Annotated in this window: 13 protein-coding genes and 3 tRNA genes; 7 read left to right on the plus strand and 9 right to left on the minus strand. The window is 64.4% G+C overall.

What is annotated here, in order from left to right:
* The first annotated feature begins 93 nt into the window (after nt 1-93).
* The 5 genes from recX to AC1POX_RS09680 all read left to right on the plus strand — a co-directional run bounded on the left by recX (nt 94) and on the right by AC1POX_RS09680 (nt 6,960).
* Complete coding sequence (gene recX / locus AC1POX_RS09660) at nt 94-582, plus strand: recombination regulator RecX (RefSeq protein WP_057681521.1); 489 nt, start codon at nt 94-96, stop codon at nt 580-582.
* 101 nt (nt 583-683) lie between these two features.
* Nucleotides 684-3,332, plus strand: a complete 2,649-nt coding sequence (gene alaS, locus AC1POX_RS09665) for an alanine--tRNA ligase (protein WP_372357042.1) — start codon at nt 684-686, stop codon at nt 3,330-3,332.
* A gap of 139 nt (nt 3,333-3,471) precedes the next feature.
* Entirely contained in the window at nt 3,472-3,684 is a 213-nt protein-coding gene (csrA, locus tag AC1POX_RS09670; RefSeq protein WP_003481884.1) for a carbon storage regulator CsrA, read from the plus strand.
* A gap of 83 nt (nt 3,685-3,767) precedes the next feature.
* Nucleotides 3,768-3,860 (plus strand) — tRNA-Ser (locus AC1POX_RS09675).
* Between the two features lie 1,141 nt (nt 3,861-5,001).
* A complete protein-coding gene (locus tag AC1POX_RS09680; RefSeq protein WP_372357154.1) occupies nt 5,002-6,960 on the plus strand; it encodes a methyl-accepting chemotaxis protein in 1,959 nt (652 codons plus the stop codon).
* 410 nt (nt 6,961-7,370) lie between these two features.
* On the opposite strand, the gene AC1POX_RS09685 is transcribed toward AC1POX_RS09680, so the two are convergent.
* A complete protein-coding gene (locus AC1POX_RS09685; protein ID WP_011347116.1) occupies nt 7,371-8,072 on the minus strand; it encodes a pirin family protein in 702 nt (233 codons plus the stop codon).
* Nucleotides 8,073-8,203: 131 nt separating this feature from the next.
* Between AC1POX_RS09685 and AC1POX_RS09690 the strand changes: the two genes are divergently transcribed.
* Together AC1POX_RS09690 and AC1POX_RS09695 are read left to right on the plus strand one after the other, a co-directional pair.
* The gene (locus AC1POX_RS09690) at nt 8,204-9,148 is read left to right on the plus strand and encodes a LysR family transcriptional regulator (protein WP_122273025.1); all 945 of its coding nucleotides are present in this window, start codon (nt 8,204-8,206) and stop codon (nt 9,146-9,148) included.
* A 44-nt stretch (nt 9,149-9,192) separates the two neighbouring features.
* Complete coding sequence (locus AC1POX_RS09695) at nt 9,193-10,191, plus strand: DedA family protein/thiosulfate sulfurtransferase GlpE (protein ID WP_372357043.1); 999 nt, start codon at nt 9,193-9,195, stop codon at nt 10,189-10,191.
* Between the two features lie 167 nt (nt 10,192-10,358).
* Here AC1POX_RS09695 and AC1POX_RS09700 read toward each other — a convergent pair.
* The 8 genes from AC1POX_RS09700 to AC1POX_RS09735 form a co-directional block, all read right to left on the minus strand.
* Nucleotides 10,359-10,435 (minus strand) — tRNA-Arg (locus tag AC1POX_RS09700).
* A gap of 101 nt (nt 10,436-10,536) precedes the next feature.
* Nucleotides 10,537-10,613 (minus strand) — tRNA-Arg (locus tag AC1POX_RS09705).
* A gap of 40 nt (nt 10,614-10,653) precedes the next feature.
* The gene (locus AC1POX_RS09710; RefSeq protein WP_008578185.1) at nt 10,654-11,535 is read right to left on the minus strand and encodes an alpha/beta hydrolase family protein; all 882 of its coding nucleotides are present in this window, start codon (nt 11,533-11,535) and stop codon (nt 10,654-10,656) included.
* On the minus strand, nt 11,532-12,341 hold the full coding sequence (gene thiD / locus AC1POX_RS09715) for a bifunctional hydroxymethylpyrimidine kinase/phosphomethylpyrimidine kinase (RefSeq protein ID WP_014089990.1): 810 nt from the start codon (nt 12,339-12,341) through the stop codon (nt 11,532-11,534). Before thiD ends, AC1POX_RS09710 begins: the two co-directional genes overlap by 4 nt.
* Before the next feature lie 37 nt (nt 12,342-12,378).
* On the minus strand, nt 12,379-13,050 hold the full coding sequence (locus tag AC1POX_RS09720; protein ID WP_014089991.1) for a YoaK family protein: 672 nt from the start codon (nt 13,048-13,050) through the stop codon (nt 12,379-12,381).
* Between the two features lie 6 nt (nt 13,051-13,056).
* Nucleotides 13,057-13,539: a hypothetical protein gene (locus tag AC1POX_RS09725; protein ID WP_014089992.1), complete on the minus strand. Its 483-nt coding sequence runs from the start codon at nt 13,537-13,539 to the stop codon at nt 13,057-13,059.
* Nucleotides 13,539-14,936 carry a PhoH family protein gene (locus tag AC1POX_RS09730; RefSeq protein ID WP_029819225.1) on the minus strand — a complete coding sequence of 466 codons (1,398 nt, stop codon included), beginning with the start codon at nt 14,934-14,936 and terminating at the stop codon, nt 13,539-13,541. Before AC1POX_RS09730 ends, AC1POX_RS09725 begins: the two co-directional genes overlap by 1 nt.
* 82 nt (nt 14,937-15,018) lie before the next feature.
* Complete coding sequence (locus tag AC1POX_RS09735; protein WP_008574748.1) at nt 15,019-15,501, minus strand: peroxiredoxin; 483 nt, start codon at nt 15,499-15,501, stop codon at nt 15,019-15,021.

Consider the following 15,501-nt stretch of genomic DNA (forward strand, 5'->3'; position numbering starts at 1 on the left):
CTCGCGGTAGATCTATCGAAGGCCAGGAGGGCAGGCGCCATGGACGGCGCATTGATGTCGTAACTGATCTTGGCCATTCGGGACACCTCAACGATGGACGAGCAAGAGCCCGCACCAAAGCGGGGGCGCCGGTTCAAGGAACAGACGCCGGTCCAGCGCGCACTCGGCCTATTGGTGCGGCGCGAACATTCGCGCAAGGAATTGAACCGCAAGCTGCTGGCCCGCGGGATCGAGCCAGATGCGGCGCAGGCGGCCGTCGATCGGCTCACGGACGAGGGGTGGCAGGACGACACCCGCTTCGCTGCTGCAGTGGTGCGCAATCGCGCCGGTTCTGGTTATGGCCCGCTGCATATTCGTGCCGAGCTCGGGACCCATGGCCTGGATAGCGAGGCCATCAGTGCCGCCTTGGCGACCTTCGAAGGGGATTGGGCCGAAAACGCGCGCGACCTGATCCGCCGTCGGTTCGGCGAACAAGGCCCAACCGACCTTCCGCAGCGGCGCAAGGCCGCCGATCTGCTGGCCCGGCGGGGTTTCGACGGCAACAGCATTCGCGCCGCCACGCGCTTCGACCTTGAGGACTGAGGGCGTCAGGCCTGCTACCCTTCGTGGTTTCAGGTTGTTCCGCTCATCTGCGCCCACATGTCATTGGGTGACCGGGACTGCCGCCCGCCCAATGCCAGCACATGAACGCACCCGCCAAATTCAGCACTTCCCAGATTCGTAGTGACTTCCTCGCGTTCTTCGAGGGGAAGGGCCACACCATCGTGCCATCCGCGCCGCTGGTGCCGGGCAACGACCCCACCTTGCTGTTTACCAACTCCGGCATGGTCCAGTTCAAGGACGTCTTCCTTGGCGCGGAGAAGCGCAGCTACGTCCGTGCCGCAGACGTGCAGCGCTGCCTGCGTGCCGGTGGCAAGCACAACGATCTGGACTCGGTTGGCTACACCGCACGCCACCACACCTTCTTCGAAATGCTCGGCAACTGGTCGTTCGGCGACTATTTCAAGAAGGACGCCATCGCCTGGGCATGGGAACTGTTGACCCAGGTCTGGAAGCTGCCGGCCGACCGCCTGCTGGTCACCGTCTATCACACCGACGAAGAAGCCTTCGCGTTGTGGCGCGACATGATCGGCATCCCGGAAAGCCGCATCGTGCGCATTGGCGACAACAAGGGTGCCCCCTACGCGTCGGACAATTTCTGGCAGATGGCCGATACTGGCCCTTGCGGCCCGTGTACCGAAATCTTCTTCGACCACGGCGATCACATCGCCGGTGGTCCACCGGGGTCCCCGGATGAAGACGGCGACCGCTTCATCGAGATCTGGAACCTGGTCTTCATGCAGTTCGATCGCCAGCCCGACGGCACCCTGGTGCCGCTGCCGGCGCCGTGCGTGGACACGGGCATGGGCTTGGAGCGTCTGGCTGCGATCCTGCAGCACGTCCATACCAACTATGAAATCGACCTGTTCCAGGCGTTGATCGGCAAGGCCAGTGCGCTGACCGGCATCACCGATCTGGAGAATAAGTCGCTGCGGGTGATCGCCGATCACATCCGCGCCTGTTCTTTCCTCATCGTCGATGGCGTGTTGCCCTCCAACGAAGGCCGCGGCTATGTGCTGCGCCGGATCATCCGGCGTGCGCTGCGCCATGGTTGGATGTTGGGCGTGCGCCAGCCGTTCTTCAGCAAGATGGTGCCCACGCTGGTGGAGCTGATGAGCGAAGCGTATCCCGAACTGGTGGTGGCGCAGGACACTGTGGCGCGCGCGCTGTTGGCCGAAGAAGAGCGCTTTGCCGAGACGCTGGACGCCGGCATGAAGATCTTCGACGAGGTCGCATCGCGCTCGCAGGACATCATCCCGGGCGCCGACGCGTTTCGGCTGTACGACACTTACGGCTTCCCGGTCGACCTGACTGCCGACATCGCGCGCGAGCGCGGCATGCGCGTGGACATGGAGGGCTTCGAGTTCGCGATGGAGCGCCAGCGCGAGACGGCGCGCGCGGCTGGCAAGTTCGGCGGTGGCGTCGCATTGCCGGCGGACCTGGTCGCCAGCATGTCGCCGACCGTGTTCCTGGGCTACGAAGCGTACGATGCCGATGCCCTCAAGGTCGTGGCACTGCTCAAGCAGGGCCGCCCGGTCGAACGTGCGGAAGCGGGCGATGAGGTGATCGTGTTCACCGACCGCACGCCGTTCTATGCCGAGTCGGGCGGCCAGGTCGGCGACAGCGGCCAGCTGAGCGGCCCCGGCGTGTCGATCGACGTTACCGATACGCAGAAGTTCGCAGGCCAGTTCCACGGGCATGTGGGGCGCATCAGCGAAGGCGCGCTCGCGCTTGGCGATGTGCTTGCCGGCGGGATCGACACGCAACGTCGCGGCAAGACCATCCTCAACCACTCGGCCACCCATCTGCTGCACGCCGCCCTGCGCGAAGTCCTGGGAACGCATGTGCAACAGAAGGGCTCGCTGGTCGCGCCTGATCGTCTGCGCTTTGACTTCTCGCACTTCCAGCCAATCACTGCCGACGAGCTCGCTGTGATCGAGCGCAAGGTCAACGCCGAAGTGCGCGCCAACCATGGCGTGGAAGTGCACAACATGGCCATGCAGGAGGCGCTGGATTTCGGCGCGATGGCGCTGTTCGGCGAGAAGTACGGAGAAAACGTCCGCGTGCTCAAGATGGGCAGCTATTCCACCGAGCTGTGTGGCGGTACCCACGTCACCCGCACCGGCGACATCGGCTTGTTCAAGATCACCTCCGAAGGCGGCGTGTCGTCGGGCGTGCGTCGTATCGAAGCGGTGACCGGGCAGGGCGCGCTGGACTATGTGGCTGACGAGGAACGGCGCCTGCTCGAAGCGGCCAATCTGCTCGGCGGCAACACCACCGAGGTGGTGGACAAGGTGCGCGCACTGACCGAGCGCCAGAAGCGGCTGGAGCGCGAGCTGGAATCGCTCAAGGCCAAGTTGGCGTCGGGTGCGACTGCCGATTTGGGCGCTAGCGCGATCGATGTTGCCGGAGTCAAAGTTGTCGCGGTGCGTCTGGAGGGCTTCGATGCCAAGGCGCTGCGCGATGCGATGGATCGCCTGAAGCAGCAGCTCGGCGATTCGGTCATCGTGCTGGCTGGCGCTTCGGGCGGCAAGGTGGCGCTCGTCGCCGGTGTGAACGGCAGCCCAACTGGCAAGGTGAAGGCAGGGGAACTCCTCGGTCACATCGCCAGTCAGATTGGCGGCAAGGGCGGCGGCCGTCCGGATCTCGCCCAGGGTGGTGGCGAGGACGGGCCCGCCCTTGCGACCGCACTCGACGGTGTGCCCCTCTGGGTCAAGCAACACTTGGGCTGAACACTTGTCCTGCTATGCCTTGCTGGCTAGCAGGATGTCCCGCTACCATTTCTGGTCTATTCCCTTTACGTAGGGCGCGTCTCAGTCAGGAGGCCGTCGATGCTGGTGGGAAATCCACCGGTTCCAGGAGATTTGCAAAATGTTGATCCTCACTCGCCGGGTAGGCGAAACCTTGATGATCGGCGACTCGGTCACCGTGACCGTTCTCGGCGTCAAGGGCAATCAGGTGCGCATCGGTATCACCGCACCCAAGGATGTGGCTGTGCATCGCGAAGAAATCTATCAGCGCATCCAGCGTGGGGATGAGCCGGTCGCCTCCGGCGCACATCACGGTGACGATTCTTCGAATTGATCGTTGTCAAGGGTTTACGTTAGCCCCTCTTACCCGGTATTCTTCGCGGCCTGCCACGGACATCGCGGCAGGCAGCAAAAACTGGAGCGATGCCCGAGCGGCTGAAGGGGCTCCCCTGCTAAGGGAGTATAGGGTCAAAAGCTCTATCGAGGGTTCGAATCCCTCTCGCTCCGCCAGTGTTCTAAACGCCCGCAAATCGCTGATTTGCGGGCGTTTTTATTTGTGCTGCGGGTTCGTCGAGAAGGCGATGCTGCTTGAGAGCGTCGCCTGCGGCAATGCGTGTCGTCGAAGTCTGCGATATCCGTGGGTGCTCGCTGGCGTTGGTTCAACGCTGCAGACGCCCTGGAGCACACTCCTGCCAACAGTACCCAGGCCATCAGTGAGGACGGCGAAAGGGTCACGCTGTGCGCGCGTCGCCAGCGGCCACAGTGCTTCAGGGAGTATCGCCTCCGAGCTCGGTTGCTAGCCGGAGGCTGGTAACGATTCTTTGCGTCTCTCACCGGCTGCATCTCAAGCATGAGAGTTGCCAGCTAGCGAAGGCCCTGGTCTTGCTCGCATCGCTCGACAGTCGATAGTGACGCCTTAGGCGCCTGCAGCGCGAGCGTGAGATTCCTTGTCGCGTTGCGAAGAGGTCGCGTCCTGCTTGCTCGCTGCCCCTCCGCCGGATTTCGGCGCATCTCTGACATGTCATTCCATCGGCATGGTTGGTGGCATGCGCTTGCGGAGAGGGCGCGACACCCGGCGAAGCAGCACTCTCCAGTGTCGTGTACGCCAACGCGCCGTGCAGCGCATCGAGCCAGGCGCATCGACGTCAGTAATGAGCCTCGTATCGATGGCGTCTTGGGCACTCCGGGTTTTTGCCGTCTTGCGCATGCAGGCGGGTGGCGTACGAAGGCGCTGATTCTGCGCGCGAGAGTGCAGCGTTTGGATCCGTCGCCGCTGCAACTGGAGCGATGCGCCACTGCACTCCAGCGAACCATCCAAGGAATAAGGATCAAAACCAAAACCAACCAAAGCCAGAACCGGGGCCGAAGACCCGGCGTGAAGGGCCTATTGATATTCGGCAGTCGAGGCTGGCAGCGCAGCCATTGAGGTCTTGCACCCCATTGGATCGCCTGCCCGGGCTGCCATAAAGGCAACTCAGGGCCAGTGCCATTGCCGCTTCGCGCCAGAGCGCGTCGCCGCTGCCTTACGCATCTGAACCGCCTTGTAGATGCGGTACGTGGTGGGGGTCAAGTAACCGGCGCATGGGTCGCTAAGGACGTGAACCATATCTCGGATGTTGACGTGATGCGCCTATCGCACCTGCTTGGACGTGTGTTCTCCTTCTGGGGGCGCGGGCTGCAACACAAGGTCGCAGCGGTGGACCGGGTGATGGCGGTGATCGAGTTCGATCTGGACGGTCGCATTCTGGATGCAAACTCGAACTTCCTGGCCCTGATGGGGTATCGGCTGGACGAGGTGGTCGGCCAGCATCACCGCATGTTCGTGACGGCCGCAGATCGCGACAGCGAAAGCTATCGGCACTTCTGGGAAGGGCTGCGGCGCGGCGACTTCAATGCCGGGCGCTTCTGCCGGCTGGACAAGCGCGGGCACGAGGTGTGGATCAATGCCTCCTACAACCCGTTGCTGGATCGATCCGGCAAGGCATATCGCGTGGTGAAGTACGCCACCGACATCACTGCGCAGGTACGCCAGACAGCCGACTTCGAGGGGCGCATCGACGCCATCGACAAGGTGATGGCGGTCATCGAGTTTTCGCTGGACGGCACCGTGCTCGCGGCCAACCAGAATTTCCTGCACGTGATGGGCTACCGGCTCGAGGAGATTCGCGGCAAGCACCATGGCATGTTTGTCGATGCCGGCACGCGCCAGTCGGCTGCGTATCGCGCGTTCTGGGATTCGCTCGGGCGCGGTGCCTTCGATGCGGGCCGCTATCGGCGCATCGGCAAGGACGGCAGGGAGGTGTGGATCCAGGCGTCCTACAACCCGGTGCTCGATGAGCACGGGCGACCGTACAAGGTGGTCAAGTACGCCACCGACGTGACTCGTCAGGTGATCGATTCGGCCGATGCGGACGGGCGTATCCGGGCGATCGACAAGGTCATGGGGGTGATCGAGTTCGACCTGCAAGGGAACGTGCTCGGTGCGAACGAAAACTTCCTGACCATCATGGGGTATCCGGCGGCCGAGGCGATCGGCCAACACCACAGCGTGTTCGTCGATGCGGCCTACTGCGCGTCCGAGGAGTACCGGCAGTTCTGGGCAAAACTGGCGAGCGGCCAGTTCGATGCGGGACGTTATCGCCGACTGCGCAAGGATGGCAGCACGGTATGGATCCAGGCTTCCTACAACCCGATCCTTGACGTCTCCGGGCGACCCTACAAGGTGGTCAAATACGCAACCGACGTCACTGACCAGGTGCGTTCGGCCGAACGGATGCGCGATTTGATGCTGCAGACCATGAGCATTGCGCAGAACGTGCAGCGCGAGGCGCACCATATTTCCGTGAGCAACCAGGAGCTGGTCAGTCGCGTGTCTACGCAGTCTGCTGCGGTGGCACAGACCTCGAGCACGATCGATCAGCTGGCCGCAACGGTGCGGGCCAATTCCGAGAATGCCCGTTCGGCGCGGCGCATGGCCGAAGACTCGGCCACGGTGGCGCGGCGCGGTGCCGAGGTCATTGCCGATGTGGTCAAGACCACCGCCGGCATCCGCTCGGCGACCGACCGCATCGGTCAGATCATCGAGGTGATCGACGGCATCGCGTTTCAGACCAACATCCTGGCCCTGAACGCTGCGGTCGAGGCGGCGCGTGCGGGCGAACAGGGGCGCGGTTTTGCGGTGGTGGCGACCGAAGTGCGTAGCCTTGCGCAGCGCTGCAGCGTGTCGGCCAGGGAGATCCGGTCCCTGATCGACAACGCGACCGATCAGGTCGGCGATGGCTCGCGCCTGGCCGAGCAGGCCGGTGTGGTGATGCAGGACATGGTGACGTCGGTCCTGCGCGTCACTGCGACCGTGGAGCAGATCGCCGCCGCCAGCCATGATCAGGCGCTGGACATTTCCAGCGCCAATACCGCGTTGCAGTCGATCGGCGTGCAGGCGCGCGACCAGGCGCAGATGGTGGGCGACCTGGCGCGTTCGGCGCGCGTGCTGGAAGGCGATGCGGATGCGCTGTTCGCCTTGGTCAATGGCGATGCGGATGGCGGGGCGGATCGCGCGCCAGTGCAGGTCGATGCGCAGGCTGCGCGGCGCGCGACAGCGAAAGTGGCGTGATGATGGTTCACTGCGTTTCGCAAGCGACGTCGTGATGTGCCCTCACATATTGCAACTTCCTTTAGTAGTGGATCTGGGCGCAAGTGCCCGAACCTGCGGTGCTGAGGCAGTCGCTGCCATCAGCGCCGCTGCGACGACCTATCGGCCGCAGTAAAGATGCGAGCGGCGATTTGCAACGCATCGATCGCAGCGCGCAACCGGCAGTCGCAAATCGCATGTCCGTCTCGCGGATCTTGGGCATCAAGGCATAGGGCGTAAGCCACGTGCCATCAGCTGCCGCGTCAGGGTTGGTCAGCTCCCAAGAAGCTGCGCACAAGACAAAGCCCGCGTGAGCGGGCTTTGTTTGTTTCGGCACTGGCCAGCGCATCGCACACCAATCCTGCGCAGGTACGCCATCCATCCAGCCTTGCTTACTTGGGCAGGTCGAACACCAGGACCTCGGCATCGCGTGCGTCGGCCAGTACGATTTCCGGCTCGCCGACGATCTGCACCGCGTCGCCAGCCGATAGCGCTTGCCCATTGACGCTCAGGCTGCCGCGGGCCACCTGCACGTAGCCGATGCGGCCTTCGGCCAGCGGCTGCTGCAAACGCGCCTGGCCATCCAGGATCGAGGCATACAGGCGTGCGTCCTGGTGCAGGCGCAGGGAGCCATGGTCACCGCCTGGCGAGGCGATCAAGCGCAACTGGTTACGCTTGCTCTCGGCATCGAAGTGCTTTTCTTCGTAGCTTGGCTCGATGCCGGCACGCTCGGGCATTACCCAGATCTGCAGGAAGTGCACGGGCTCGCTGGCTGAGTGATTGAACTCGCTGTGCGTCACGCCGCTGCCGGCGCTCATCCGCTGCACGTCGCCATAATGCAGGACCGAGCCGGTGCCCATGCTGTCCTTGTGTTCCAGCGCGCCGCCCAGGACATAGGAAATGATCTCCATGTCGCGGTGTGCGTGGGTGCCGAAGCCTTCGCCCGGCTGCACCTTGTCCTCGTTGATCACCCGCAGCGGGCCAATGCCCATATGGCGCGGATCGTGATAGCTGGCAAAGGAGAAGGTGTGGCGTGAGGACAGCCAGCCATGTTCGGCGCGGCCACGGGTTTCGCTCTTGCGGACATTCAACATGCTGCTTCTCCTGGAAGGTTTGAACTTGGCGCTGGGCGATCGGTGTCCAGCGGCTTGATGCGTAGTCTCCACCTCTGCGTCCGGCACAAAAAGCGAGTAGATTTGGCCGCTATCATCGAAAATTTCGAACAATGAAAATCAGCCTGGAAGCACTGCAGATCCTGGATGCCATCGACCGGCGTGGCTCGTTCGCGGCCGCAGCCAAGGTGCTGTTCAAGGTGCCTTCGACGATTTCCTACACGGTGTCCAGACTGGAAGAGGATCTGGGCGTGCAGCTGTTCGAGCGGGTGGGACCCAAGGCCACGCCGACGCAGGCGGGCCGCGAGCTGTTGCGCGAGGGGCGCCACTTGCTGCGTGCCGCGCAAGAGCTGGAGGTGCGGGTGCGGCGCGTGGCCTCCGGCTGGGAGTCGGATTTTGCGATCGGGCTGGATGCGGTGCTGCCTGCGGCCTTGCTGCAGCCGCAGATCCTGGACTTCTACACCGTGGCCGACAGCACGCGGCTGCGCGTGCTGAGCGAGTCGTTGTCGGGCAGTTGGGAGGCGCTGCTGGACAGGCGCGTGGACCTGATCGTGGCGGCGGGCGAGGGGCCCAGTGGCGGCGGCTATGTGGCCGAGCCGATCGGCACGTTGCGGTTCGTGTTTGCCGTGGCATCCACGTCTCCGCTGGCGGATGCCGGCCTGCTGGGCGCGGCGGAGCTGGCCGAACACCGTGCGATTGCCGTGGCGGACTCGGCGCGGCGCCTGCTGCCGCGCACGGTCGGGCTGCTCTCCGGGCGCGATGTGCTCACCGTGCCCGACATGCAGACCAAGCTGCTGCTGCAACTGGCCGGCGCCGGCTACGGCTTTCTGCCCGAACCGTATGCGCGCGGGGCGCTGCAGGAGGGCCGGCTGCGGGAGGTGCAGGTGGAAACCCGCAAGCCCGACGAAACCTTTTATCTGGCATGGCGGCCGGGCGAAGAGGGGGAGGCATTGAGCTGGTGGCGACGCGCCTTGTGTAGCGAAGGCCTGTTCGAGCGCTGGTTGCACGCCTTGGCCGCAACGTATCGTTCCGTCGCTGCCGGGCAGTCGCCGCCGTGAGGGAGGGCGGATAATGGTGGCCCGCCGTCGCGCAGGGTCCTCGCATGCAAGGCTTGATCGAACAGTACGGATTGGCGCTGGTGTTCGCCAACGTGCTGGCGTTGTCGCTGGGGCTGCCGGTGCCAGCGCTGCCGACCCTGGTGCTGGTCGGTGCCAGCTATGCGTTGCAAGGGGGCGGCGATGCCTGGCTGGCCGGGCTTGCGGCGTTGGCGGTGTCTGTCGCGGCAAGTCTCTTGGGCGATCTGGTCTGGTATCTGGCCGGTCGCCGCTTCGGTAACCGCACCTTGCAGTCGCTGTGTCGGCTGTCGCTGTCGCGCGACAGCTGCATGAAGCAGACCGAGCGCTTTTTTTCGCGCTGGGGCGTGCGCGTGCTGGCGGTCGCCAAGTTCGTGCCGGGCTTGTCGATGGTCTCGGTGCCGATGGCCGGAGCAATGCGGGTACGTCCTGCGGCGTTCCTGCGATACGACGCCTTCGGTGCATCGTTGTGGGCGTTGGTCGGCCTGGGCGTGGGTGCTGTGTTCGCGCGTCAGGTGCAGGACGTGCTCGCCTTGCTGTCCGAACTCGGCTCGGGCGCGATCGTGGTCTTGGCGGCCTTGCTGGCCGGCTATGTCGGTTGGCGCTGGTGGCGACGGCAGAGCCTGTTGCGATCGCTGGAGCATGCGCGCATCGCGGTAGAGGAGCTGGTGCCGTTATTGGATGGCGAAGAAAGCCTGCGACCGACCGTGCTGGATATTCGCGCCCCGGGCTATCGCCAGTTGCAGCCATACACGATTCCTGGCGCCGTGTTCGCTGATGAGCGTCAGGTGGCGCAGATCCTTGCCAGCGTGCCGCGCGATCGTAGCGTGGTGATCTACTGCGCGTGTCCGGACGAGGTGTCTGCAGCATGGCTGGCCGCGCGGATGCGCGAGCGCGGGTACCGCGATGTGCGGCCACTGTTGGGCGGTCTGGATGCATGGCGCGATGCCGGGCATCCGGTGACATCGCTGGTGCCGGTGCCGGTGACGGTGGTTGCCGACGCGAACGCGGCTACTGCCACGGCCTGATTGCCCTGGAGGCGGTGTCTGTGGTGAGGTCGGCGAGCGCGTTGCTCAGAGATCGGCATCGCGCGATGGAACAGCACACTCAATGCAACGCAATGCGCGCCATCGTCTGCTTCGGCAAAAACGACGGGCAAAAAAAAGACCAGCAAGCTGGTCGTTTTCTTCAAGATTGGTGCGCCCGGAGAGATTCGAACTCCCGACCGCCTGGTTCGTAGCCAGGTACTCTATCCAACTGAGCTACGGGCGCATATCTTGTTTTGACTTGCAGATCTGACGCAGGGCGATCGGATCTTTTTAACTGAAAATCAGCGCGTGCGTGCTGTCTTCTTATTCTTCTTGTTCTGAGGATGGTGCGCCCGGAGAGATTCGAACTCCCGACCGCCTGGTTCGTAGCCAGGTACTCTATCCAACTGAGCTACGGGCGCCTCGTCAGGAGCGGAATTATGCGGATGACCGACGGGGCCGTCAATCCCTTTGTGAAATTCCAGCGCCGTCGAGGTCATGGTCAGGCGCGTCACGCAGTGCAGCGACCACGGCCGCAGGCGTTTTCATCCACGCGAAATGATCGCTGCGTGCGCCGAGTTGCCCATCGTCCAATCGCACATGGCGTGGGTGTGCCTGCGGCATCTTGTCCAGTAATGCGCGCAGCGCACCTGCCGGACCCAACGTGTCGCGCGCAAGGGTCACTGCGCGGATCGGCACGCGCAGTTGGCCCAGTGCCCGTTCCAGGTCCCATGGCGCGCCTGCCGCGCGATAGCGATTGCTGCGGCCGACCTGCGCCCAGTCGGCAATCAGGCTGCGTGCTTCGGTACCGCCAAAACCGAGCTTGCGCCCGTGCAGCACGCCCTGCCTGCGCGCCAGCCAAGGCAACAACCGAAACGCCAGGGGCAGGCCGTAACGCATCGGCACGGGAAAATTGCGCCAGTACGGCGAGCCGCTGGCCACCAGCCAGAGCTCGGCGAATTGCACCGGATGCAGCGCGGCGTAGCAGCACGCGAGCTGACCGCCGAGGCTGTGTCCACCGACCATGCGCGGCAGCTGCGGGTCGTGGATATCGAGCAGGGCGTGGCTGGCGGGAAGGTCGTCTGCAAGCAGCGTGCGATAGCCCCAATCGTGCTCACGCGACGGGCGCAGCGTGCTGCTGCCATTGCCGCGCCATTCGTGCAGATACACCGCAACGCCGGTGGACGCGAGCGCCTGTGCGAAGGGTTGGTAATGCCGCGCTGCCACGCCCAATGCCGGCAGCCACAGCAGCGTTGTCGTCGGGTGCGGCGGTGCGCAACGGATGACCTGCCAGCGATGCCCATCTGCAGCGCTGGCGAGCAGGGTGTCGGTCTGCACGCTCATGCGCCGGGCGCGGCGCCGAAGTGGTCGAGCACCAGCACATCGCTGTGGCCGGGGCGTTGGCCAATGCGGATGGCGCGTGCAACGTAATCGATCGCCGCTTCGCAGGCATTGAGCAACGACAGGCCCTGGCACAGCTGTGCGGCAATCGCCGCCGATAAGCTGCAGCCGGTGCCGTGCGCATCGACCTGCAGGCGCGGGTGCATGAACACATCCTGGGTCACGCCGTCATCGAAGCGGTCGAGCACGCGTGCGCCTTCGTGCAGATGTCCGCCCTTGAGCAGCACGGCGTTGGCGCCCAGGTCGAGCAAGGCGGCGGTGGCATGTTCGGCGGCGTCGGCGCTGTCGATGCGGCGGCCGGTCAGCAACTCGGCCTCGGGCGTGTTGGGGGTGACCAGGGTGGCCAGCGGCAGCAAGCGCGTGCGCAGCGCATCCAGTGCCGCATCTTCGAGCAGGCGCGCGCCGCTGGTGGATACCATCACCGGGTCGAGCACCACGAACGGTGGGCGATATCGCTCAAGCAGGTCGGCCACGCAATGAATGACGTCGGCATTGGCCAGCATGCCGAGTTTGACCGCCTGGATCTCGAAATCGGCAAAGCAGGCGTCCACCTGCGCCTGCAAAAACGACAACGGTGGAAGATGCACGGCGGTGACGGCGCGGGTGTGTTGCGCGGTCAATGCGGTAATCGCCGACAAGCCGTGCACGCGGTGCGCGGCGAAGGTCTTGAGGTCGGCCTGGATGCCGGCGCCGCCCCCGGAGTCGGAGCCGGCGATGCTCAATGCGGACAGCGTACTGGGCGTAGTCATGTGGCGATTCTGCACTGCTGGCCGGAGGATGTGCGCATCATCCTGTGCGCCAGCGGCGCCACTGCAGGTAGGCGACATAACCGGCGCCGGTCAATCCGGTGAGGCTGGCGGGCAGGTAGAGCGCGTCGTACTGCCAGCGCTGGAACAGCAAGGTTCCGAGGATGCTGCCGCCGAGAAAACCGCTGATGATCAGCGCGCTCAGCGTGAGGCGCCGCACCTGCAGCGGACGCCCGCGCAGCAGGTGCCCCAGGCCGATTCCCAGGTCGGTGAACATGCCGCTCAAATGCGTGGTGCGGACCGCTGCACCGCTGAGGGTGGTCGCCATCGCATTTTGCAGGCCGCAGGCGCCAGCGGCGCACAGGACGCCGCCGACATGATGCAACTTGAACAGTGCAATCGCGCCCAGCAACAGCAGCGCCTCGAGCAGCAACGCGGCGCCGTAGCGCTGTCCAAGCCGTACGACATCGTCCTGGATGATCAGTCCGCTGAGCATGGCGCCTGCGCAGAAGGCGATGAGGATGCCGCAAAGAAAGCCGATGTCCGGGGCGGCGTCTTGCGCCAGGGCAACGCCGAGCAGGCTGGTCGTGCCGGTGAGATGGCTGACCACCTGGTGCTCGGATCCCAGGTAGCCCACCACATTGACCATGCCGGCCACGGTCGACAATGCCACCGCGCCAATCCAGACCCAGCGCGGTAGCAGGATTCCCATCGCGGGTCAGGGGCTACCGTTGATCGCAATCTGCGAGAACGCGCCGGTTTGCGGGTCGTACAGCGCACCCCAGAACATGCTGCCGCCGTCGCAGACCTGGATCGCTTCCCGCGCCGGTTTCACCGGCGGGTCGTTGGGAAGCTTGAACGCGTTGACGTAGATCAACTGTTGGCCCTGGATCACCACACCCACGTATTGGCGGTCGAACTCGCGTGGCTCGGCAATGGTGGGCGTCAACGCATCCTGCCGCGCTTCGAGCTGTTCGATCTGCTGATGGCTCGGCGCCCAATAGCCGCTGATCTGGCCTGGATGCCGTGCCGGGCTGTCGCGCGAGCAGGTCTGCAACACCTGTTCGGCCACGCTCTGCCGGGTGATGATCCAGGACTGGCCGTTCTTGAGATTGGTCGGCACGCTGGCTGGCCCCTGCGTGCTGGCGCAGCCGGCCAGCGCGATCACGGCGAGCGCCAACGCGCCGCGATAGGTGCGCATCACAACACCTCCGAAGCGAAGTCGGCCAGACGCGAGCGCTCGCCGCGACGCAGCGTGATATGCGCGCTATGCGGCCATGCCTTGAAGCGATCCACCGCGTAGGTCAGCCCCGAAGTAGTTTCGGTGAGGTACGGGGTGTCGATCTGTTCGACGTTGCCCAGGCACACGATCTTGGTGCCGGGGCCGGCGCGGGTGATCAGCGTCTTCATCTGCTTGGGCGTGAGGTTTTGCGCCTCGTCCAGGATCAGATAGCGCGACAGGAAGGTGCGACCGCGCATGAAGTTCATCGAGCGGATCTTGATGCGACTGGCGAGCAGGTCGTTGGTGGCCGCACGGCCCCACGAGCCGCCTTCCTGATTGTGCGTGAGCACTTCCAGATTGTCGGTCAGTGCGCCCATCCACGGGGTCATCTTTTCTTCTTCGGTCCCCGGCAGGAAGCCGATGTCTTCGCCCACGCTGACAGTGGCACGGGTCATGATGATTTCCCGGTAGCGCTGCTGGTCCATGGTCTGCGCCAGGCCTGCAGCCAGTGCGAGCAAGGTCTTGCCGGTGCCGGCGGTGCCGAGCAGGGTGACGAAGTCGATCTCCGGGTCCATCAGCGCATTGAGCGCGAAATTCTGCTCGCGGTTGCGTGCCACGATGCCCCAGACCGCATGCTGGCCGCTGCGGAAATCGTCGACCAGGCACAAGGTGGCCTTGCCGCCGCCAACCTTGGCCACGCGCAGCTCCACGTCATCTTCGCCGGGCAGGTACAGGTACTGGTTCGGATACCAGTCTTCGTCCTCGGCCAGCACGATTTCGTAATGGGTGCGGCCGCGTTCGTTCCAGCTGCGCAGATCTTCGTTGTGCTTCTGCCAAAAATCTTCCGGCAGCTCGATGGCGCCGGTGAACAGCAGGCTGAAATCGTCCAACGCACGGTCGTTTTGATAGTCCTCGGCGACCAGGCCGCTGATGTAGGCCTTGATGCGCAGGTTGATGTCCTTGGACACCAGGATGACCGGCACATCCGGATTTTCTTCGCGCAGCGCCAGCACCGAGGCCAGGATCTTGTTGTCCGGCAGCATTTCGCCGAAGGTGCGGCCCGGGTCGATCGGCTTGATCTGGAAAAACAGCCGTCCGATCGCGGCCTGGCCCTTGAGCTGGATGCCCTGCGGATGGCTGAGCAGGATGCCGGCCTGGATCTGCTCGGCGTTGGTGTTTTCCAGCAATTCGTCCAGGAAACGGCTGACCTGGCGTGCATTGCGGCTGACTTCGGAGGTGCCCTTCTTGGCGTTGTCGAGCTCCTCGATCACCTGCATCGGCAGGAACACATCGTGTTCCTCGAACTTGAACAGCGCGGTGGGATCGTGCATCAGCACGTTTGTGTCCAGCACGTAGATGCGCTTGCCTCGGGTCATTGGGTCTTCCAAGTGATGGAGCAGGGGCGAGCCATCACGCCTGCAGCTGCAGGGTGATGGAGGACGCGGGAAGCGAGGGGTGTCACTGTTTGGCGTGCGCCTTTACTGCGGCCAGCACGGCCTCGGCATGGCCGGCGACCTTGACCTTGCGCCATTCCTGCACGACATGCCCCTCGGGCGACAGCAAGAAGGTGCTGCGCTCGATGCCGAGCACCTGTTTGCCGTACATGTTCTTTTCCTTGATCACGTCGAAGGCGCGGCACAGCGCTTCATCGCTGTCGCTGATCAACGGGAAGGCGAAGCCTTGCTTGGCGCAGAAGTTGTCGTGCGACTTCACCGAATCGCGCGAAACGCCCAACACCATCGCGCCCGCTTTTTTGAACTGCGGCAGCAAGGCATTGAAGTCCAGGCCTTCGGTGGTGCAGCCGGGCGTGCTGTCCTTCGGGTAGAAGTACAGCACCAGCCATGTGCCGGCATGGTCGCGCAGGGTGGTGTGGGTGCCGCCGGACAGCGCCAGCGGCAGGTCGAAGGTTGCGGCGGGTAATTCCAGCACAGCGTCGGTCAT

The sequence above is a fragment of the Xanthomonas sp. NCPPB 3442 genome, from assembly GCF_056725145.1.

Bases quoted from the DNA above. Each gene is read 5' to 3' on its own strand.
- AC1POX_RS09710 (WP_008578185.1), bottom strand. From the start codon at position 11,535: ATGAGCGTGCAGACCGACACCCTGCTCGCCAGCGCTGCAGATGGGCAT.
- csrA (WP_003481884.1), top strand. From the start codon at position 3,472: ATGTTGATCCTCACTCGCCGGGTAGGCGAAACCTTGATGATCGGCGAC.
- AC1POX_RS09735 (WP_008574748.1), bottom strand. From the start codon at position 15,501: ATGACCGACGCTGTGCTGGAATTACCCGCCGCAACCTTCGACCTGCCG.
- AC1POX_RS09720 (WP_014089991.1), bottom strand. From the start codon at position 13,050: ATGGGAATCCTGCTACCGCGCTGGGTCTGGATTGGCGCGGTGGCATTG.
- AC1POX_RS09725 (WP_014089992.1), bottom strand. From the start codon at position 13,539: ATGCGCACCTATCGCGGCGCGTTGGCGCTCGCCGTGATCGCGCTGGCC.
- AC1POX_RS09730 (WP_029819225.1), bottom strand. From the start codon at position 14,936: ATGACCCGAGGCAAGCGCATCTACGTGCTGGACACAAACGTGCTGATG.
- alaS (WP_372357042.1), top strand. From the start codon at position 684: ATGAACGCACCCGCCAAATTCAGCACTTCCCAGATTCGTAGTGACTTC.
- AC1POX_RS09690 (WP_122273025.1), top strand. From the start codon at position 8,204: ATGAAAATCAGCCTGGAAGCACTGCAGATCCTGGATGCCATCGACCGG.
- AC1POX_RS09695 (WP_372357043.1), top strand. From the start codon at position 9,193: ATGCAAGGCTTGATCGAACAGTACGGATTGGCGCTGGTGTTCGCCAAC.
- thiD (WP_014089990.1), bottom strand. From the start codon at position 12,341: ATGACTACGCCCAGTACGCTGTCCGCATTGAGCATCGCCGGCTCCGAC.
- recX (WP_057681521.1), top strand. From the start codon at position 94: ATGGACGAGCAAGAGCCCGCACCAAAGCGGGGGCGCCGGTTCAAGGAA.
- AC1POX_RS09685 (WP_011347116.1), bottom strand. From the start codon at position 8,072: ATGTTGAATGTCCGCAAGAGCGAAACCCGTGGCCGCGCCGAACATGGC.